The organism is Mycobacterium sp. IDUB_28 (genome assembly GCF_055419285.1).
The window spans coordinates 202026-222136 of sequence record NZ_JBVAXK010000001.1 but is presented as its reverse complement, the minus strand read 5'-3'; the positions used below and the strand labels follow the sequence as shown (position 1 = coordinate 222136).

At 67.8% G+C, this 20111-nt stretch carries 17 protein-coding genes and 1 pseudogene; 9 read left to right on the top strand and 9 right to left on the bottom strand.

Annotation, left to right across the window (positions count from 1 at the left end; translation table 11 throughout):
- Position 1: 1 nt before the first annotated feature.
- Positions 2 to 1093 carry a precorrin-3B synthase gene (gene cobG, locus ACZYZ9_RS01045; RefSeq protein ID WP_463824388.1) on the bottom strand — a complete coding sequence of 364 codons (1092 nt, stop codon included), beginning with the start codon at positions 1091 to 1093 and terminating at the stop codon, positions 2 to 4.
- A gap of 71 nt (positions 1094 to 1164) precedes the next feature.
- Here cobG and ACZYZ9_RS01040 point away from each other — a divergent pair, with 71 nt between their 5' ends.
- Positions 1165 to 1839, top strand: a complete 675-nt coding sequence (locus ACZYZ9_RS01040; protein WP_463824387.1) for an alpha/beta hydrolase — start codon at positions 1165 to 1167, stop codon at positions 1837 to 1839.
- Between the two features lie 82 nt (positions 1840 to 1921).
- Positions 1922 to 3313, top strand: coding sequence for an FAD-dependent oxidoreductase (locus ACZYZ9_RS01035; protein ID WP_463824386.1), 1392 nt, complete (start codon positions 1922 to 1924; stop codon positions 3311 to 3313).
- Between the two features lie 33 nt (positions 3314 to 3346).
- Here ACZYZ9_RS01035 and ACZYZ9_RS01030 read toward each other — a convergent pair whose 3' ends face one another.
- The gene (locus ACZYZ9_RS01030) at positions 3347 to 4180 is read right to left on the bottom strand and encodes an SDR family oxidoreductase (RefSeq protein ID WP_463824385.1); all 834 of its coding nucleotides are present in this window, start codon (positions 4178 to 4180) and stop codon (positions 3347 to 3349) included.
- Positions 4181 to 4534: 354 nt separating this feature from the next.
- Here ACZYZ9_RS01030 and ACZYZ9_RS01025 point away from each other — a divergent pair, with 354 nt between their 5' ends.
- The gene (locus ACZYZ9_RS01025) at positions 4535 to 4858 is read left to right on the top strand and encodes a hypothetical protein (RefSeq protein ID WP_463824384.1); all 324 of its coding nucleotides are present in this window, start codon (positions 4535 to 4537) and stop codon (positions 4856 to 4858) included.
- A 257-nt stretch (positions 4859 to 5115) separates the two neighbouring features.
- On the opposite strand, the gene ACZYZ9_RS01020 is transcribed toward ACZYZ9_RS01025, so the two are convergent.
- Positions 5116 to 5412: a CDGP domain-containing protein gene (locus ACZYZ9_RS01020; RefSeq protein WP_463824383.1), complete on the bottom strand. Its 297-nt coding sequence runs from the start codon at positions 5410 to 5412 to the stop codon at positions 5116 to 5118.
- A 111-nt stretch (positions 5413 to 5523) separates the two neighbouring features.
- On the opposite strand from ACZYZ9_RS01020, the gene cobN reads away from it, so the two are divergent.
- Positions 5524 to 9099: a cobaltochelatase subunit CobN gene (cobN, locus tag ACZYZ9_RS01015; RefSeq protein WP_463824382.1), complete on the top strand. Its 3576-nt coding sequence runs from the start codon at positions 5524 to 5526 to the stop codon at positions 9097 to 9099.
- Between the two features lie 18 nt (positions 9100 to 9117).
- Here cobN and ACZYZ9_RS01010 read toward each other — a convergent pair whose 3' ends face one another.
- From ACZYZ9_RS01010 to ACZYZ9_RS00995, 4 genes are read right to left on the bottom strand one after another with little or no spacing between them, the layout of a single operon-like run.
- Positions 9118 to 9921 carry an SDR family NAD(P)-dependent oxidoreductase gene (locus ACZYZ9_RS01010; RefSeq protein ID WP_463824381.1) on the bottom strand — a complete coding sequence of 268 codons (804 nt, stop codon included), beginning with the start codon at positions 9919 to 9921 and terminating at the stop codon, positions 9118 to 9120.
- Positions 9922 to 9936: 15 nt separating this feature from the next.
- Positions 9937 to 10578 (bottom strand): TetR/AcrR family transcriptional regulator, encoded by a 642-nt coding sequence (locus ACZYZ9_RS01005; protein ID WP_463824380.1) that lies wholly within the window; start codon positions 10576 to 10578, stop codon positions 9937 to 9939.
- Positions 10562 to 11707, bottom strand: a complete 1146-nt coding sequence (locus tag ACZYZ9_RS01000) for a sulfotransferase family protein (RefSeq protein WP_463824379.1) — start codon at positions 11705 to 11707, stop codon at positions 10562 to 10564. The genes ACZYZ9_RS01005 and ACZYZ9_RS01000 overlap by 17 nt, the downstream gene beginning before the upstream one ends.
- Entirely contained in the window at positions 11704 to 12906 is a 1203-nt protein-coding gene (locus ACZYZ9_RS00995) for a DUF1214 domain-containing protein (RefSeq protein ID WP_463824378.1), read from the bottom strand. The genes ACZYZ9_RS01000 and ACZYZ9_RS00995 overlap by 4 nt, the downstream gene beginning before the upstream one ends.
- A 123-nt stretch (positions 12907 to 13029) precedes the next feature.
- Here ACZYZ9_RS00995 and ACZYZ9_RS00990 point away from each other — a divergent pair, with 123 nt between their 5' ends.
- Positions 13030 to 13419, top strand: coding sequence for a PPOX class F420-dependent oxidoreductase (locus ACZYZ9_RS00990; protein ID WP_463824377.1), 390 nt, complete (start codon positions 13030 to 13032; stop codon positions 13417 to 13419).
- Positions 13420 to 13434: 15 nt separating this feature from the next.
- Here ACZYZ9_RS00990 and ACZYZ9_RS00985 read toward each other — a convergent pair whose 3' ends face one another.
- Positions 13435 to 14127: a dienelactone hydrolase family protein gene (locus ACZYZ9_RS00985; RefSeq protein WP_463824376.1), complete on the bottom strand. Its 693-nt coding sequence runs from the start codon at positions 14125 to 14127 to the stop codon at positions 13435 to 13437.
- A gap of 73 nt (positions 14128 to 14200) precedes the next feature.
- Here ACZYZ9_RS00985 and ACZYZ9_RS00980 point away from each other — a divergent pair, with 73 nt between their 5' ends.
- From ACZYZ9_RS00980 to lnt, 3 genes and pseudogenes are all read left to right on the top strand, one after another.
- Positions 14201 to 14686: an FxsA family protein gene (locus ACZYZ9_RS00980; protein WP_463824375.1), complete on the top strand. Its 486-nt coding sequence runs from the start codon at positions 14201 to 14203 to the stop codon at positions 14684 to 14686.
- Between the two features lie 9 nt (positions 14687 to 14695).
- Positions 14696 to 16300: an amidohydrolase gene (locus tag ACZYZ9_RS00975; protein WP_463824374.1), complete on the top strand. Its 1605-nt coding sequence runs from the start codon at positions 14696 to 14698 to the stop codon at positions 16298 to 16300.
- 184 nt (positions 16301 to 16484) lie between these two features.
- Positions 16485 to 18988: pseudogene (gene lnt / locus ACZYZ9_RS00970) on the top strand (apolipoprotein N-acyltransferase); the annotation flags it as partial.
- A 16-nt stretch (positions 18989 to 19004) separates the two neighbouring features.
- Here lnt and rbpA read toward each other — a convergent pair.
- On the bottom strand, positions 19005 to 19340 hold the full coding sequence (gene rbpA / locus ACZYZ9_RS00965; protein WP_149655556.1) for an RNA polymerase-binding protein RbpA: 336 nt from the start codon (positions 19338 to 19340) through the stop codon (positions 19005 to 19007).
- 169 nt (positions 19341 to 19509) lie between these two features.
- Between rbpA and ACZYZ9_RS00960 the strand changes: the two genes are divergently transcribed.
- A complete protein-coding gene (locus tag ACZYZ9_RS00960; RefSeq protein ID WP_463824373.1) occupies positions 19510 to 19860 on the top strand; it encodes a hypothetical protein in 351 nt (116 codons plus the stop codon).
- The last annotated feature ends 251 nt before the right edge of the window (positions 19861 to 20111 follow it).

Here is a 20111-nt window from a genome sequence, read left to right as displayed (position 1 = left end):
CTTAAGACCTCAGGACGCGGTAGCCCGTGCCGGTGGCGACCAGCACCTCACCAGCCGGCGGACTGCCGCAGGCTCGTTCGCATCCGACGAAGTGCCGGTGCACGGTGCACGCCTCGTTCAGCGATCCCGCGGCGTCGGCCCGAACATCAACAGAGGAGTGCGCGCAGCCCGGGCTGCCGGTGCACGCGCTGACATTCAGCCACGGGGAGTGCTCATCGAACACCAGGCCCAGCGGAGCCAGCACGCGAACGGCTACCTCTGCCATATCTTCGCTGAGGTCACACACCAGCACCGACCGCCACGGCGTGATCACCAGGGGCGCCTCGATCGCTCCGAGAAACTCCGCCACCCGGGCGGGCAGCGTCCCGAGCGGCACCCCGGCGCCGAGAGCGACCCGGCCGTCGTCCTGGGGTAGCCAACCCACCGGTGGTCTGGTGACCGGCGCGTGTCCCGCCCCCAGCACGACGCCCGGAACCAGATCGGTGAGGTCATCGAGTTCCGTTACACGCCAAGCTTTTTGGCGGATCTGCACAAATCTCAAAGCCACCTCGATCAGCGCCGCGGTGACATCGTCGACGTACATCCCGGTGTCGCGCCCGGCGACCAGCAGCACCGGTCCGTCCTGGGTGACATGCACGCCGACGTCCGCACGCAGCCCGGACACGTCACCGCGGCCATCGTCGAGGCTGAACAGGAAACGCCCACCCAGCCCGGAGAGCCGCGGCTCAGCGCAGATCGCCGCGTCCAGTTCGGCCACCCATGGGCGCACGTCCGCAGCACCACCGAGCCGTCCCGACAACGGCGACGCCACGATATTGCGGACCCGCTCGTGGGATTCCGACGGCAACAGCCCCACATCGGCCACGGCGCGGGCAACCGCGTCAACGTCGGCGATCGCACGCAACTGCACATTGCCGCGCGCGGTCAACTCCAGCATTCCGGAACCGTGTGCACTCGACAGGGCCGCCAGCGTCGTCAATTGATCGGCGGTGATCATGCCGCCGGGCAACCGCACCCGCACCAGCGCGCCGTCGGCTGCCTGGTGCACCTGCAGCGCACCGGGACAGGCGTCGAAGTCGCGCGACCTGGCCACCCGTCTACGGTACGACTCCGGCCGGACTGCGCTGTGGTTTGGAGTCGATCTTTGCGGGCACCCCGCTTCCTGTGCGAACGGTCGAATACGCCCCCGGACGGCTGGCCGACGTGTTCGGTGATCCAGACCAACCCCTCGTCCTGCTGTGGCACGGCATGCAGACCGACGCCAGGGTGGCGGTCCGGCCGCTGGCGGAACTGATCGCCGGCCATGACGCCGCGGTGGTGGCGCCCGACTGGAACTCACACGCAGCGGACGGCGGCCGCACCGATCTGCTGGGATCACTGGATTTCGCGCGCAATCACGGCAACGACGCCAACGGCATCGTGCTCGTCGGGTGGTCGCTGGGCGGCGCTGCCGCGGCCGGTCTGACGATCGACGCGGAGCGCCACGAAGTCGTTATCGCACATACGGTTTGTCTCGCAGGCGCTTTCATCGCCCGGGATCCGATCACCGGCCGGCGGGCCACCGAGGACTTGCCGACCGACCACGTCGGTGCGCCATTCACGTTGCTGCACGGGCGGTCGGACGACGCGGTGCCGGTGACCGCGAGCCGCGAGTTCGCCGCAGCGCTGCAGCAGATCGGCTGGCCAGTGGAACTGGTGGAGATGGACGCCGATCACGGCTCGATCGCCGGGGCCGAATACGACAGCGCCGCCGACCGTTACGTGCCCGGACACGGCGCAGCGACCCGAGCCACGGCCGCGGAGGTCGCGGCTCGCATCGCGGCGACGTTGCGAATATAGGTAGTCGGCTACTCTACGGCCCGCGTCGGGCGCGGCGGACACTTCGAACAGTCCAGCAACGTTCGAGGGTCAGGGGAAGGCGATGGCACATCGGAGTGGTCATGCGGTGGTGTTGGGCGCCAGCATGGGTGGATTGTTGGCGGCGCGGGTACTGGCCGACTGCTACGACCGGGTGACGGTTGTCGAGCGCGACGTGTTGCCGACGGGTCCGCAGAACCGGCGAGGTGTCCCGCAGGGCAAACAGATTCACGCCTGCCTGGCCCGGCTCACGCAGATCCTCGACGAGCTGTTCCCCGGATTCACCGACGAGTTGGTGGCCGCCGGCGTCAGCTACTGGGACGACGGCGACTTCTCCCGCCTCGACACATCGTTCGGGGGACATCGAATGGTCCGATCGGGCATCGTACCGGATGCACCCCGCATTCTGTCCCCGAGCCGGCCGGTGCTGGAACATCATGTGCGACAACGGGTCCGGGGTATCGGCAACATCGTCTTCCAAGAGGCCCACGACGTCATCGGACTGATCGCAACGCCGGACCGGCGCCGGATCACCGGGGTGCGCGTGGTGGACCGCGCCAGCGATCGCGCGACGACGGTGAGCGCTGACCTCGTCGTCGATGCCACCGGCCGCGGCTCGCGAACGCCGGTCTTCCTCGAGCAACTCGGTTACGGACGTCCCATCGAGGACGAGGTGAAAGTGCATCTGGCCTACGCGGGTCAGCGGCTGCGCATCCCGCCCGGATTGCTGACCGCGAACATGATCATGAGGTTCCCCGAGCCGGGGCAACCGCGGATGTTCGGTCTGGTCAAGTACGAGGACGACACCTGGATGATCGGCGCTGGCACCATGACGGGAGTCGAACCTCCGCGCGATCGCGCCGAGATACTGTGTCTCGTAGCGGAATTGGCGCCGACAACAGTGGTCCAGGCGCTGCACGCCGCGGAGCCGCTCGACGGTGTGGTGCACCACCGGGTCCCGTCCAACCGCTGGCGGCGCTACGACAAGATGCGCCGGCTGCCCGAGGCCCTGCTGGTCGTCGGCGATGCGGTATGCAGTTTCAACCCCATCTACGGTCAGGGCATGACGGTGGCAGCGATCGAGGCGACGGTACTGCGGGATTGCCTGCGCCGCAACAACCGTGGGCTCACGCGGCGCTTCACCCGGCTGTCGGCCAAGACGGTCCGGGTGGCCTGGCAGACTGCCGTCGCCTCCGACTTGGCGCTGCCCGAAGTGCCCGGGCCGCGCCCGCTGTCGATGCGGATCAGCAACGCGTGCTTCGAGCCGGTGATGATTGCGATGGAGACCGATGCTGTGGTCGCCGCGCAGTTCATGCGGATCACCGGGATGCTGGACTCACCGCTTCAGCTGCTGCGGCCGGCCATGATGCGCCGTATCGTGCGGGCCCAGCGCCGCCGGCCGACGAAACAGACGCTGCTGCCCGAACCTGTCGACGCGGCGATTCAACCGGCCTGACGCGCCACCTGATGTCTGCGGGCTGGTCGGGGGTCAGGACGTCCCGGTCCGCTGCGCGTAGCCGGCACGTTTGTCCGGTTGCAGGTCGGTGGTGAAGACCCGTCCGGTACCCAGCAGACGCCCCAACGCTTCGGCCCACTGACGCGGCATGAAGCGCTGCTGCAGCGAGACCGTGGTGCCCAGCGAGGACGGCACGATCACCCGAGACCGCGGCTTGCCCAGCACGTCAACCACTGCCGCCGCGACGTCCTCCGGCTCGGCGTTGTTGAATCCCTTCGCGTGACCGACGCCCAGGACCATGTCGGTGTTCGTCAGGGTCGGCATGATGGCGGTGAAGTGGACACCATTGCCGCGGTTCTCCAGTCGCACCGAATCGGTGTAGCCCAGAACGGCGTGCTTGGTGGCGCAATAGGTGGCGATTCCCTCGGTGGGCAGGATGGAACCGAGGGAGGCGATGTTGATCACGTGACCGCGGCGGCGGCCCCGCATCCGCTGCGTGGCCAGCTTGGTGCCCAGCATCACGCCGAAGACATTGACGTCCAGCAGTCGTCGGGTGACGGCGTCGTCCTCGTCGGCGGCGTCGCCCACCGCGATCACCCCGGCGTTGTTGACCAGGACGTCCACCGGTCCCAGCTCGTTCTCCACCGCATCGAGAAACTCGATGAACGACGCACGGTCGGTGACGTCCAGCGCGCGCGCAATCGCCAACCCCAGACGCTCACCCGATGCCTTGACGGCGGTTTCGTCGATGTCCCCGATGGCCACCTTGGCGCCCAGCCGGTGCAGGGCCGTGGCGATGGCCAGCCCGATTCCGCGGGCACCGCCGGTGATGGCTACGACTTTTTCGGCCACATTCTGAGCAGTCATTGCTACACGGTACGACCTCGCGACGATCCCTCGGTGAAAGACTTGATGCGACATCGGAAGTGGTGATGTGCTGTGGGTAAGCAGTTGTGCCGGATTGGTGATCCGGTGGTGGCTGGTGTTCGGGTGCGCACCCGTCTGCACCTGACCGATCGATGCCGTCAATCAGGAGGATGCGTGCAAGAAGCCACGACGGAGCCATCCGGTGACGACGAGGCTGGCGGCGTCGAACGCAAGGGGCAGCGCCACCGACCGTCTCATTCCGGTCTTCGAGGTTCAGATCACCGGGTGAGCGAGGGAAAGGCAGACGTGGAAGGCGACAACCCGAGCCGTCGGCCCGGATTCACCCGGCGATAGATGATCGTCGGTGGCGCCGCGGCAACAGTCGCGGCCACCTGGTGGGCGAGCAGCCCGGTAGCGCGCGCGGACGACCTCGGCGGGCTGCGATCAGCTGTGCGGGGACGGGTGTGGCTACCGTCGGACCCCGAATTCGAACGCGCGAAGACACCGTGGCTGCTCACCGCGGACCAATCGGTGCGCGCGGTGGTCCACGTCGCAGACGACCAGGACGCGGCGGCGCTCGTCGGCTTCGCGGCCGACCACGGGTTCGCGCTGTCCTGCTTTTGGATCGAAAGCCGGGGCGCAGCTTGCGTGCCGACGTCGACGATCAGCGGGGCATAGGGTCGAGCAGGTCGCGCAGGCGCGCCGTGTCGTTATAGACCCGGCGCGGACCGACCCGGCGAACCGGCAACTCATCGCGAGCGAGCCCAACAACGGTGCCGCGTCGGCAACAGGCAGCAGCGGCAGCGCCTCCCATCGGCGTTCCGCACCGCCGGCAGCCCAGGCTGGCCGGGCTGCTCTCACCCGAACACCCTCGAAACGATGTCCGGTTGTGCGCCAACGCTTTACGGTGAGACCCTCCGGCCCCGACCGCCGGCTCAGTCGTCGATGTGCGACGGCGGGTCTGCCAAGGCGGGATCTCCCGGACGCTGGTCCGGACCCAACACGTCACAGCGTTTGTCCGGCACCAGGTGGGAGCTGGCGCCGTTGGGCACGTAGGACATGAAACCCACGCAACGTTGCCAGGTGCCGTCCGGCTGAATGGGACCGTCGCACCTGCTGATGATCCCCGGACCGCCGTACTGGCAGCCCGCGTTGGCCGGAGGCGACGCAACGATGAGGCCTCCGGCAAGCAGCACCGCGGCGAATCCTGCTCCGACGAGGGAATGCTTCATGGTGATCTCTCCTCGATGGCCGCCGTCTAGCTGGGGGCTACTGGAATACCCAAGTTCGCTGCTCGTCACCCGCGATTCGGCGGCACTGCGACCCTGCGGTACGAATGGGGAGTGGCCGAACCGACCGTCCTGCTGTTGTCGACGTCCGACACCGACCTGATCAGCGCCCGCTCCACCGGAAAGAACTACCGGTGGGCCAACCCCGCGCGGCTGGCGGACGTGGAGCTGCCCGACCTGCTCGTCGGCGCCTCGATTGTGGTGGTGCGGATCCTCGGCGGCTACCGCGCTTGGGAGGACGGCATCGACGCGGTGCTGGCCAGCGGCGTGCCGGTGGTGCTGGTCAGCGGTGAGCAGGCCGCCGATGCCGAGTTGACCGGACTGTCTACGGTCGCCGCGGGGATTGCGGTGCAGACCCACATCTATCTGGCCCACGGCGGCGTCGAGAACCTGCGCCAACTGCACGCCTTCCTGTCCGACACCGTGTTGATGACAGGCTTCGGGTTCACGCCACCGGAGCAGACCCCGACCTGGGGAGTGCTCCAGCGTCGAGACGCCGGCACCGTAACCGGCCCGACGATCGCGGTGCTCTATTACCGTGCCCAGCAGCTGGCCGGCAACACCGCATACGTCGAGGCGTTGTGCGCGGCGATCGAAGAAGCCGGTGGGCGGGCACTGCCGGTGTACTGCGCCTCGTTGCGCACCGCCGAGGCGGAGTTGCTCGACACGCTCGGCACCGCCGACGCCATGGTGGTCACCGTGCTGGCCGCGGGTGGGGCCAAGCCCGCCGCGGCGTCCGCTGGCGGCGACGACGACAGCTGGAATGTGGAACACCTTGCCGCCCTTGATATTCCGATACTGCAGGGGCTGTGTCTGACCAGTCCGCGCGCGCAGTGGTGCGCCAACGACGACGGGCTGTCCCCGCTGGACGTGGCCACCCAGGTCGCGGTGCCCGAGTTCGACGGCCGCATCATCACGGTCCCGTTCTCGTTCAAGGAAATTGACGACGACGGGTTGATCTCCTATGTCGCCGACCGCGAACGGTGCGCACGGGTCGCAGGTCTGGCGATCCGGCACGCGCACCTGCGCCGGGTCGCGCCGGCCGACAAGCGGGTGGCGCTGGTGTTCTCGGCCTATCCCACTAAGCACGCCCGCATCGGCAACGCGGTCGGTCTGGACACTCCGGCCAGCGCGGTGGCCCTGGTGCGGGCCATGGACGAGGCCGGTTATCAGGTGGGCGAACTGCCCGGATTGGCAGCCGGCGACGGCGACGCGCTGATTCACGCGCTGATCGAACGCGGCGGCCAGGACCCGGACTGGCTCACCCGGGGCCAGCTGGAAGGCAACCCGATTCGGGTGTCCGCCAAGGACTATCGCGCCTGGTTCGCCACCCTGCCCGCCGATCTGACCGACGCCGTCGTCCAGCACTGGGGTCCGCCACCCGGCGACCTGTTCGTCGACCGCAGCAACAATCGTGACGGTGAAATCGTCATCGCCGCAATCCAATCCGGCAACCTGGTGTTGATGGTCCAGCCGCCGCGCGGGTTCGGCGAGAAACCGGTGGCGATCTATCACGATCCCGACCTGCCGCCCAGCCACCACTACCTGGCCGCCTACCACTGGCTGGACTCCGGCTTCGGGGCGCACGCCGTCGTACACCTGGGCAAGCACGGCAACCTGGAATGGCTGCCCGGCAAGACACTCGGCATGTCGGCTGCCTGCGGACCCGATGCCGCGCTGGGCAATCTGCCGCTGATCTACCCGTTCCTGGTCAATGACCCCGGCGAGGGCACTCAGGCCAAGCGACGCGCGCACGCAGTGCTCGTCGACCATCTCATCCCGCCGATGGCTCGCGCCGAAACCTACGGCGACATCGCCCGGCTGGAGCAGTTGCTCGACGAACACGCCAACGTCGCCGCCCTGGACCCCGGCAAGCTGCCGGCTATCCGCCAGCAGATCTGGACCCTGATCCGGGCCGCCAAGATGGACCATGATCTGGGTCTGACCGAACGGCCCGAAGAGGACACCTTCGACGACATGCTGCTGCACGTCGACGGCTGGCTGTGTGAGATCAAGGATGTGCAGATCCGCGACGGCCTGCACATTCTCGGCCAGAAACCAACGGGTGCAGGCGAACTCGACTTGGTGCTGGCCATTCTGCGGGCCCGTCAACTCTTCGCCGGACAACAGGCGCTCCCGGGGCTGCGGCAGGCGCTCGGCCTGTCCGAAGACGGCACCGACGAACGCACCTCGGTGGATGCGGCCGAGGCGGCGGCCCGCGAACTGGTCGCCGCGCTGCAGCAGGCCGACTGGGACCCCGCCGTCGTCGAGCGCATCACCGACAACGCCGACGTTGCCGCGGTGTTGCGGTTCGCCGCCACCGAGGTGGTGCCGCGGTTGGCCGGCACCGCCACCGAGATCGAGCAGGTGCTGCGGGCGCTGGACGGCCGGTTCATCGCTGCCGGGCCATCGGGGTCGCCGCTGCGCGGCCTGGTCAACGTGTTGCCCACCGGACGCAACTTCTACTCCGTCGATCCCAAAGCGGTGCCGTCGCGGCTGGCCTGGGAAGCCGGTGTGGCACTGGCGGATTCGTTGCTGGCCCGGTATCGCGCCGACCATGGGGTGTGGCCGCCGTCGGTGGGGTTGTCGGTGTGGGGCACCTCGGCGATGCGCACCGCCGGCGACGACATCGCCGAAGTGCTTGCGCTGCTGGGTGTGCGGCCGGTCTGGGACGACGCGTCGCGCCGCGTCGTGGACCTCACCGCCATCGAGGTGTCCGAACTTGGCCGGCCCCGCATCGACGTGACAGTGCGGATCAGCGGATTCTTCCGCGACGCCTTCCCGCATGTCGTGACGATGCTCGACGACGCGGTCCGCCTGGTCGCCGACCTCGACGAATCCGACGATGACAACTATGTGCGCGCACACGCCAACGCCGATTTCGCCCAGCACGGCGACCAGCGACGCGCCACCACAAGGATTTTCGGGTCCAAGCCGGGGACCTACGGCGCCGGACTGCTGCAGCTGATCGACAGCCGCAACTGGCGGGACGACGCCGACCTGGCTCAGGTGTACACCGCATGGGGCGGATTCGCCTACGGGCGCAACTTGGATGGCTGCGAAGCCGTGGACGACATGAACCGTCAGTACCGGCGGATCGCGGTGGCGGCCAAGAACACCGATACCCGGGAACACGACATCGCCGACTCCGACGACTATTTCCAGTACCACGGCGGCATGGTGGCCACTGTGCGCGCGCTCACGGGACAGGAGCCGGCCGCCTACATCGGCGACAACACCCGGCCCGACGCCATCCGTACCCGCACCCTGTCCGAGGAGACCACCCGGGTGTTCCGGGCCCGGGTGGTCAACCCGCGGTGGATGGCCGCGATGCGTCGTCACGGCTACAAGGGCGCCTTCGAAATGGCCGCGACCGTCGATTATCTGTTCGGCTACGACGCCACCGCCGGTGTGATGGCGGACTGGATGTACGAGCAACTCACCGAGCGCTACGTGATGGACCCGGAGAACCGCAAGTTCATGACCGAGTCCAATCCCTGGGCGCTGCACGGCATGGCCGAGCGGTTGTTGGAGGCCGCCGGCCGGGGGATGTGGGCCGAGCCGCAGCCCGACACCCTCGACGGGTTGCGCCAGACGCTGCTGGAAACCGAGGGTGACCTGGAGGGCTAGGCCCTTTCGCGGCGGTCCTCAGACGAAGTCGCTGCCGCCGTCCACGTTCACCGTGGCGCCAGTGACGTAGCCGTTGCGCTTCGATGCCAGGTACGCGGTGATCGAGGCGATCTCCTCCGGCAAACCCGCGCGACCCAGATCGCAGGGTTGGTGAAAGTTGTTGTCAATCCAGGTCATGACATCGCGCGGATCGGTGGCGTCCAATCCGTCGGCGGCCAGGATGTCCCTGAGGTTTTCGGTGAAACTGGCGGTCACGATGGTGCCCGGGCAGATGCAGTTGACCAGGATATCGTCCTTGGCAAGGCTTTTGGCCAGATTCTTGGTGAGGCTGGCCAGCGCCGCCTTCGAGGCCGTGTAGGCCACGATGCGCGGGTTCTGCCGCTGGATCGAGTGCGCCGCGAACGTCACAACCCGAGCCCATTCCGCTGACCGCAGCATCGGCAGCGCAGCCCGGATCGACCGCACCGCCGCCATGGTGCCCAGCGCGAAAGCGTTGTCCCAGTCGGTATCTGACATCTGCTCGAAGTAGCCGTCGCCCGGGCCGATGGTGTGCACCAGGCTGTTGAGGGCTCCCCACCGTTCCTGCACCGCGGCGAATCCGGCAGCGATCGATTCGGCGTCGGTCATATCCACGCTGACCCCGAGGGCGTCCGGTGCGCCCGCCGACCGTAATGAGCGCACAGCGGCGTCCAGCGCCTCTTGTCCTCTGGCCATCACCGCCACCTTCGCGCCCTCAGCGGCAAGCGTTTCGGCGACGGCCAGTCCCATTCCTTTGCTGCCGCCGGTGACCACCGCTGTAGCGCCGGCATATCCCAGATCCATCGACCATCTCCCTCGTTAGACGTCCACACCCAATGCGCGCAAACAGAACCGCAGAATGTTCTCGCGAAGCTCTGCGCGGTCACAGTCACCGATTGTCCAGTGCCGCTCGATGCCCGCCCACACCACGCCGTGGATGAACTGTGCGTCGGTCGACGGGTCAATGCCTCGGAATGCGCCGCGTTGCAGCCCACGCGTCAGGGTCTCGTGCAGCGGCAACAGCATTTCAGCGTACGCGGGCTGAATCAGGCTGGGGGAGGCCGAAGTCTGGGACTGTGCCTCCAGCGACAGCCGCCGCAGGTCCGAGCGCACGCCGTCGTCGAACGCCAAATCGAGTCGCCCGTCGATCCAGGCCACCACTGCGTCGATTTCCGTTGCAGCACTCAGCATTCGGCGACGCAGACGGCGTGTCTCGGATCGGGCTGATTCCAGGAACACTTCGGCCACCAGTTCATCCTTGGACGCGAAATGCCGGTAGAACGCACGGGTGCCCAGGCCGGCGCGGTCCAGCACCGCGGCGATGCTCAGCCCCCCGACGCCCTGGGCCTGCAGTACCGCCGTTGCCGCCGCCAGGATTTCGCGCCGGACGTCGGGGTCTGGCGCGAGCTTCGCGCGTCGGCGGGTGCGCGGACCGATCGTCTGGTCAGGCTGTTGCGTCATAGGTGGCGAGATAGTCCGCGAACCGTTCCCGAACTCCGTCGGGAGTCAGGCCGTAGTCGGACAGGTCATAGTCGTGCGCGCCGCGGGAGCCCGGCTTGTGCTCCTGCGCCCAGGCTTGCACCGAACCCAGCGTGGCATCGGTGAACGTCAAACCCAGCGTGTCGTAACTCTTCGTCAGCGTGCCCACCGGGTCGGATTGCAGATCGGCGAACGAGACGTCAGCGAAGCGGTCGCTGCCGACCCGGCTGCGGAAATCCATGGCCCGACGCACGCCTTCGGCCCAGCTGTCGACCTGCTCGGCGCCGAGTTCATGGGCGTCGTCGCGGTCGCTGCTCCAGCTGCGCACGTACCGGATCAGACTGCACACCGATCCCATCACCTTGGCCGGATCACGGTGACTCCACAGGAATTTGGCGTTCGGATACGCCTCGACCAGAGCATCCAGAGCGAAGATGTGCACGGGTGTCTTGAGGTGCCACAGGGTGGGCGGGCAGTGCCATTGCAGCAGCTTGAGCACCCGCCGGTGGTAGGTGTAGGTCTCGCGCATGTCGCAGTCCATCAACCAGGCCAGATACTCCGGCGCGCGTACCGCGCCGTCGAAGTGGAACGTCCGGAAGCTCATGCCCATCAAGTCCTGGCACTCGGTGGGCGCCGTCGCCTCGGAGTTATAGAGCGTCTTCATCAACGGAAACATGTCGTCGAGCATCTTCAGACCCGCTTCGGCCTGGGCGATGCGCGGATCGTTGTGCTGCGTGGCGGCTTCGGGCGGCGGCACCGGCGCCTGGGACTCCCACATCCGCAACGAACGAAACTGCGGATCGGCCGCCACCAACTGGCTCAATGCGGTGGTACCGGTGCGGGGCAAACCGATCACGAACACCGGGCCGCCCACCACCTCGTCATCGATCTCGGGATGGCGAGCGTAGGTGTCCTCGACTTTGAGGCGCTGGATCAATGCATTGCTGATGGTGGCGTGCTGGATCACGCTGCCCAGTTCGTTCAGATCGGCGGCCGTGTTCAGCGCGTCGACGATCCGTTCCAGGCCCTCCCGGTAATACGTCGAACCGAAGTCCTCGAGACCTGTTGCGGCGCAGGCGCCTTGCTCCAATTCATCGGCGTTGAACGTCATCGTCGGAACCTTTCGCGTACGGCGCTGCGGCGCGCAGCCAATATCGATGCCCGCTGCTGCGGGGTAACCCAGATGGTGTCGGCCGGCAGTGCCGACTCGATTTCGCCGAAGGACACCACCCGTGTCGTCGGCGTCGGGGCGGTCTCGGTGCGCACGCAGCGCAGAATGATCGGACCGTTGCTGTGGCCTGCGGTGTCCAGCCAGTTCGCTACCCCGGGGTCATCGGCGCTGAGCACCACCCGCACCAGTCCGTCCGAATCCACCACTGCCTGATGGGCGTTCAGGCTGGACTGATGACGGCCATAGTGGATGGTCTCCCACCACGGGTTGCCGATCGAGTAGCTCCAGTAAACTCCTCCGGGCGGCTGGACTTCCACGATCAATGCCTCATCGGGTGCCAGCTCCCAGCGCCCTATCACCGGACGATTCTCTGCGGCGGCTCCCATATCGCTGCGATCGATGGGGGGCAGGAACCCGTTCACCGGCGCCGCGGCCCCGAACTGCATGAAGAACTTGAGGTTTTCTTCGACGAAGTCCCCGAGCGCGACCAGCTGCCGTGCCAACGCGCCGCCCGCATCGGATGGTCCGTCGCCGGCGGCCACCGGGTCGCCGATCCGTTCGATGCGCAGCGAGGACGCCACCTCGGTATCCCAGTCGTAGAAGAAGTGTCGCACCGTCAGCGTCGGATGCTCGCCTTCGATTCGCATCCAGTTTCCGGGCCGCTCGTCACCGGACAGCATCACTTCGAAATTCCCGTCGGCGTCCACCTCCAACTCGTCGACGAGCGCATTGGCTGTGGCCGCAGCGCCATTCATCGTCTGCAGCCCGACGTAGCGTGCCGTACCACGGTTTCCGAACAGCCGGTAGCTTTCACCGCCCCGCAAGACCGCGCGGGTGTAAATGCAGTCCGGGCATTCCATGCCCCAGGTGATCACGTCGTCGGTGCTGGTGGGCTGTACCCGCAGCGGCGGCTCCGGATCGAATCGCAGCACCTCGTCAATGCCCGTGGTCAACAGCACGAGCAGATGGCGCATGCCGGCCGTCAGGTCGGCGCGATTCCGATTGGCCGGGTCGGCTTCCACGGCTTGGGCGGCGGAGCCGAGCCGCTCCAGGAGGTGGGTCCAGGCCTGTCCGAGACCGGGCGTCTGGCTGCTTTCCGACGATGCGGCTTCGGCGATGGAGAACGGCAACCAGGACAACAGCCAACCCCTTAAATGAAAATAGTGTTTTCATTTAACTCCGCTCCGCGAGCAGACGCAAACTCGCACCACAACGGGCCTGCGCGTGCGAGTCTGCGTCTGCTCGGCGAGTAGGTTGGCACCGTGACGCCCTCGTTCGCCGACCTGGCCAAAGCGCAATACCTCCTGCTCACCACGTTCACCAAGGACGGCCGACCCAAGCCCACTCCGATCTGGGCGGCGGCCCAGGGCGACCGGTTGCTGGTCGTCACCCAGGAAAAGTCGTGGAAGGTCAAGCGGATTCGCAACACGCCGCGGGTCACGCTGGCCATCTGCGACATGCGTGGCAATCCGAAGAGCGAGGCGGTCGAGGGCACGGCAGCGCTGCTCGACAAATCGCAGACCGGGGCCGTCTACGACGCGATCGGCAAGCGGTACGGCATCGTCGGCAAGGTCTTCAACGTGTTCAGCAAGCTGCGCGGTGGCATGGCGAACAACATTGGCCTCGAACTCAGGGTCGCCGCAGACAGCTGAGCCGCGCCCGCGCCATCAGCTCAGGTGTTCACCGAAGAACGCGAAGACCCGCTTCCAGGCGTCTTCGGCCACCGCTTCGTCGTACCCGAATCCGGTGATGCGCAGCAGCGGTTGCCCGGGTAGCTGGTTGGCGAAGCTGTGCCCGGCACCGGGGTAGGACTTGATGTCGGCGGTGATCTGTTTGGCATCGGTCACCTTGCGCAGCCGCTTAGGTGCGCCGATGCCCAGCGGGTCCCGGCTGCCGAAGCTGGCCACGATGGGGCAGGCACCGTCCAGGGTCTCGCTGAGGTTGCGTGGCAACGGGGTGCCGTAGAACGGTGCCGAAGCACCAAAACCTCTGGGCGACAGCACAAGTGCGAACTGCCCACCCATGCAGAAACCGGCGATGCCGACCTGTCCGGAGCACTCGGGCATGGCCAGCAGATGTTCGCGGGCGGCAAGCACGTCGTCGATGGAACGGCCCCGCTTGGTCAGCACTTCGCGCATCACTCTGGTGATGCAGCGCGCGCGGCCACCGCGCGCGTACAGGTTGGGTGTGATCGCCAGATAGCCCGCGCGGGCGATTCGCTGCGACACCGCCTCGTTGTCGGGTGCGTAACCGATCGCGTCGTGCACCACGACCACACCCGGCCACGGCCCGTCACCGGCGGGGACATTCAGTAGTGCATCGATCGGTCCGGCCGGGGTGTCGAGTTCAATCGTCGTCATAGCGTCATCTAACTGCAGCCCCGGCGCGACCGTGCGCGGAACTCACACCACACCCGTAGACGTTGAGCTTCACGTGATTGGACGGCTGCTTCTCGGATATGCCGTCGTCGAGCTCGTGGTGACTGTCGGGCTGGCGGCAGCAATCGGTGTCGGTTGGACAGCGGTGGCGTTGACAGCCACGTTCGTCCTGGGTTTGGTGCTGTGGGCGCCGATGGGTGGGGTGCAGCTCAGCCGCCAGTTCAGGCAGCTGCGGACCGGGACCCAAGAGCCGCGTCGCGCGCTGACCGATGGCGCGCTGACCACTCTGGCCACCGCCCTGGTCGTCGTTCCCGGCCTGGCCAGTACCGCGCTGGGCCTGCTGCTGCTCACCCCGCCCATCCGGGCGGCCGCCCGCCCCGCGCTGGCGTCAATCGCCGGGCGGCTGTTCGACCGGCGGACTCCGCTGATCACCACTGTTACCCGGAGTTGCGATTACATCGACGGCGAGGTGATCGACGTCATCGACGCCGAGCCGCCCGCTCTGCCTGTCGCCTACCGGCGGACCGCCCGGCACCCGTAGCTTTGCCGTGTGAGGCAGATCCCGACCCGGTTGCTGCTCAATGGCCGGGTGCACAGCCCGACCCACCCGGATGCCACCGCCCTGGCGGTGCGCGACGGCGTCATCGCATGGCTGGGCAGCGACGACGTCGGTCGCAACCAATTCCCGGACGCCGAGGTGCAGGATCTTGACGGCGCGTTCGTGGCTCCCGGATTCGTCGACAGCCACATCCATCTCAGCGCGACCGGGCTGTCCCTGAGCGGGCTGGACCTGCGCGCGGCCGGATCGAAGGCGCAATGTCTACAGCTGGTGGCCGCCTACGCGGCTGCCCACCCCGGGCGCCCGGTGTGGGGACACGGGTGGGATGAGTCGGCGTGGCCGGAGAACACCCCGCCCAGCACCGCCGACCTGGATGCGGTGCTTGGTGATCGACCTGCCTACCTGGCCCGGGTCGACGTGCACTCGGCGCTGGCGTCCGCTGGTCTGCGACGGCTGCTGCCGGACCTGGCCGCGGCCCCCGGTTTCTCCGCCCAGCAGCCCCTGACCGGCGATGCGCATCACGCGGCCCGAGCGACGGCCCGTGACCTGCTCACCGACGGTCAGCTGGCCGAAGCGCGTGAGGCCGCGTTGGCGGCACTGGCCGCGGCGGGCATCGTCGCGGTGCACGAATGCGCCGGTCCACAGATCGGCGGGCTCGACGACTGGTTGCAGCTGGCGGCGCTGCGCCCGGGTGTCGAGGTGGTCGGTTACTGGGGCGAGGCAGTGACCAGCGCACAGCAGGCCCGCGCGCTGCTGGCCGAGACCGGGGCTCGCGGCCTGGCCGGAGATCTGTTCGTCGACGGTGCGCTGGGGTCGCGCACCGCGTGGCTGCACGAGCCATACGCTGATGCGCCCGGTTGCACCGGCACCCGCCACCTCGAGCCCGCCGCCCTGGAAGCGCATCTGCGGGCCTGCAGCGAGGCCGAGATCACCGCCGGGTTCCACGTGATCGGCGATGCCGCGGTGTCGGCGGTGGTCGACGCCCTGGAACGGGTCGTCGACGACATGGGAGTGGCTGCCGTCGCCCGCTGCGGGCACCGGCTCGAGCACCTTGAAATGGTCACCGCCGAGCAGGCCGGCAAGCTCGGATCGTGGGGAGTCATAGCCAGCGTCCAGCCCAATTTCGACGCGCTGTGGGGCGGTAGCGACGGCATGTACGCGCGGCGACTCGGTGCGAATCGAGGTGGCCGGCTCAACCCGCTGGCGCTGTTAGCATCCCAAGGCGTGCCCCTCGCCCTCGGTTCTGACACGCCTGTCACCGCCTTCGAGCCGTGGGCCGGCGTGCGCGCCGCGATGCATCACCGGACACCGGGCAGCGAGTTGTCGGCGCGCGCGGCATTCGCTGCCGCGACCCGCGGCGGCTGGCGGGCGGCTGGTGTGCGCGACGGGGTGAGCGGCACCCTGGTGCCGGGTGCGCCGGCGTCGTACGCGGTGTGGGAGGCCGGGATTCTGGACGTCAGCGCACCCCGCGACAGCGTCCAGCGCTGGTCCACCGACCCCCGCTCGCGGGTCCCGGCGCTGCCGCGGCTCGATGTGACGGACGCGCTGCCGCGGTGTCGGCAAACCGTGCATCGAGGTGCGGTTATCTATGGCTGAGCAGCCACCCGAAGAGGCCCCGGCGGCGGCCCCAGAGCACACGTCCGCTGATTTGCCGGCAGACGCTGCCGATAGTTTGCCAGCTGATTCCGCGCCGGGTCGGACCCCGGTGCTGTCCCGGCTGCGCAGCGCACTGCGGCCCCGGTTGGCCCGGTTGGTCGCTGCATTGATCGCCGGCAGCCTGATGTACGCCAGTTTCCCGCCGCTGGGCTGGTGGTGGGCCGCGGTCGCCGCCGTCGCGCTGCTGGTGTGGGTGCTGACCCGGCCCGGTACCACTCCCGCCGGCGGTTTCGGCTACGGCTTCCTGTTCGGGCTGGCGTTCTACGTGCCGTTGCTGCCCTGGATCAGCACGCTTGTCGGGCCGATGCCCTGGTTGGTGCTGGCGGCGGTATGCGCGCTGTATCCCGGCCTGTTCGGACTGTGCGCGGTCGTGGTGCGACGGCTCCCGGGTTGGCCGGTGTGGTTCGCGGTGGTGTGGGGCGCGGTGGAGTGGCTGAAATGCAGCTTTCCGTTCGGCGGGTTTCCGTGGGGCGCGGTGGCGTTCGGTCAGACCGGCGGTCCGCTGTTGCCGCTGGTCCAGTGGGGCGGCGTCGCGTTGTTGTCGACCTCGGTGGTGCTCTTAGGTGCCAGCTTGACCGCGATGGTGCTCGAGATCGTGCGCTGGTTGCGAGCCGGGGTGCGGGCCACTGACGGGACCACGCCGCCGGCAGTGCTGTTGCCCGGCGTCGCCATCTGCGTGGTGTTGTTGGCCGCCATCCTCGTCTGGCCGCAGGTGCGCAAAGCGGGCGTCGGGTCGGGCGGGGAGCCCAGCGTCACGGTCGCCGTCGTGCAGGGCAACGTGCCCCGGCTGGGTCTGGGTTTCAACGCGCAACGCCGGGCGGTGCTGGACAACCACGTCAGCGAAACGCTGCAACTGGCCGAGGACGTGCGTCTGGGAACCGCGCCGCAACCTCAGTTCGTCATCTGGCCCGAGGACTCCTCAGACATCGACCCGCTGGTCAACCCGGATGCCGCCCAAGGTATCTCCCGGGCCGCCGACGCTATCGGGGCGCCGATCCTGATCGGCACGGTGATGGAGGTGCCCGGTCGGATGCGGGATACCCCGGCCTACACCAACACGATGATCGTGTGGAATCCAGGCACCGGACCGGCAGAGCGCCACGACAAGGCGATCGTGCAGCCGTTCGGCGAGTACCTGCCGATGGCGTGGCTGTTCCGGCACCTGTCCGGATATGCCGACCAAGCCGGGCATTTCGTCCCGGTCTCCGGCACCGGCGTGGTCCGCCTGGCCGGAGTTCCGGTCGGCGTCGCCACCTGCTGGGAGGTGGTCTTCGATCGGGCACCGCGCAACGCCGTGCGCAACGGCGCACAGCTGCTGACGGTGCCCAGCAACAACGCCACCTTCACCAAGACCATGAGTGAACAACAGCTGGCCTTCGCCAAGGTCCGCGCCGTCGAACACGACCGCTACGTGCTGGTCGCGGGCACCACCGGAATCAGCGCGGTGATCGCACCCGACGGCGGGGAGTTGCTGCGCACCGACTTCTTCGTGCCCGCCTACCTGGATACTGCGGTACGTCTCAAGACGAGGCTGACCCCGGCGACCCGCTGGGCACCGATCGTGCAGTGGACGCTGGTCGGAGCGGCCGTAGTGCTCATTCTCGCCGCGATACGGCAGAATGGTCGGTTCGCGAGCCGTCTCCCGGGTTCGTTTCCGCGGCCGACGCGTCGGCGCTCCGGATCAGTCGATGACGTTGCGGATCCCGCTACGCCCTCGGCTGAACGGGACGACTCGGAAGCTGAGAACGAATCACCTTCGGCACACGTTGAGATTGCGAACGACGCCGCGTCCTCCGACGATGAAGACAGCGGGCGCACCCCTATCGGGCGAAATGAAGGAGCTACATGACCACCGGCCAACCTGTCCCTGCGGTACCGGGCGACAGTCCCAGCCAGCGTGTCCTGGTGATCATCCCCACCTACAACGAACTGGAGAACCTGCCGCTGATCCATCGGCGGGTCAAGGACGCGTGCCCTGACGTACACATCCTGGTCGTCGACGACAACAGTCCGGACGGCACCGGCCGGCTTGCCGACGAGCTGTCCGCCGCAGACGCCGGCCGCACCCACGTCCTGCATCGCACCGCCAAGAACGGCTTGGGCGCCGCATACCTGGAAGGCTTCGGCTGGGGACTGAGCCGGGACTACGCGGTCCTGGTCGAGATGGACGCCGACGGCAGTCACGCGCCCGAGCAATTGCACCGCCTGCTGGAGGCGGTCGACGCCGGCGCGGACCTCGCGATCGGTTCGCGCTACGTGCATGGCGGCACTGTGCGGAACTGGCCGTGGCGCCGTCTGGCGTTGTCCAAGACGGCGAATACCTATTCGCGGCTGGCCCTGGGCGTCGGTGTGCACGACATCACTGCCGGGTACCGCGCCTACCGTCGCGAGGTTCTCGAGACGATCGATCTGGACACCGTCGACTCCAAGGGCTATTGCTTTCAGATCGAGATGACCTGGCGCACCGTCAACGCGGGTTTCGATGTGGCCGAGGTGCCGATCACGTTCACCGAACGCGAGATCGGCGTGTCGAAAATGAGCGGATCCAACATTCGCGAGGCGCTGTTCAAGGTCACGCGGTGGGGCGTGCAGGGTCGCCGAGAGGGCCGCAAGACCAGCCGCGCCCGCAGCCGCGCCTGACGGGTCAGCCGCGCCGGCGCGAGCGGATCAGCTCGAGGCGTTCTTTGAGCAGTTCTTCGAGCTCTTCGACCGAACGCCGCTCCAAGAGCATGTCCCAGTGCGTACGAGGCGGCTTGACCTTCTTCGGCTCCGGCAGGTCGCCCTCGATGAGGGTGCCCTCCATGCCGTTGCGGCACAGCCAGGTGCCGGGGATCTCGGCATCGTCGGCGAACGGCACTTCGAACTCTTCGCCGTTGTCGGTGCGGTACCGCGCAATCTGTCGGGGGGCGAGGTCATGGTTGCGGTCCGTCTCGTAGCTCACGGCGCCGAGGCGACTGCCTCGCAGGACACGATCAGCCATTGCTGCTCCTTTGGGTCCGGTGCGCTTGTGACGCTCCCGTAATGAGATTCTCTCTAAGCAAACGTTAAGACCGTTCACGTAGTTCCCGGCTGTCAGCCGCGGCATATCGCGCGACTCGGCACCCCATGATACCGGGATCGACGGGCGGACCGGACTAAAGTCGGCAGGCGTGAGTCGCCGCACCCGACCCCAGCCCTGTCGGTGGTGTGGTCGTGACGTGACAGAGGTCGGAATGGGACGCCGTCGCCAGTACTGCCGGCAGTCGTGCCGGCAGCGCGCCTACGAGCAGCGGACCATGATCACTCGTGGCGACGCCGCGGCTCTTCCTGCCGATGCGGTGGTGTTGTCGGCCGAGGAGGCCATGGACCTTTCGGATCGCGTCTATCAGGTGCGGTGCGCGGCCGAGGACGTCGCGACTGCCCTGGATGAAGGCGCCGCCGGCGCTGAGTTGCGCGAACTCTGCGACCAGCTGTTGCAGGCTGCCAGAGCGGCCGACGGATGGCGGCGCGTCGGCGTCTAGCTTCGCTTCACCGACGGTCTTGCGGTGGTGCTGAGCGGGGCCGCGGGACGGCGGTGCCCTGACAACGACGCCCGCACAACTATTGGCGGTACAGTTCGCGCCATGGGCCGCGGGCCGGGTGCACAAGGGAGTGCAAGCCTGTCGGTCGATGTGCGGCACGGGCGCCCGAGTGCTTATCGGTGAAGTCGGGAGTGCCCGACGTTTTTGAGATACTGCTGGAGTTGGCGATACTCACCAGCGACATTCTTGGT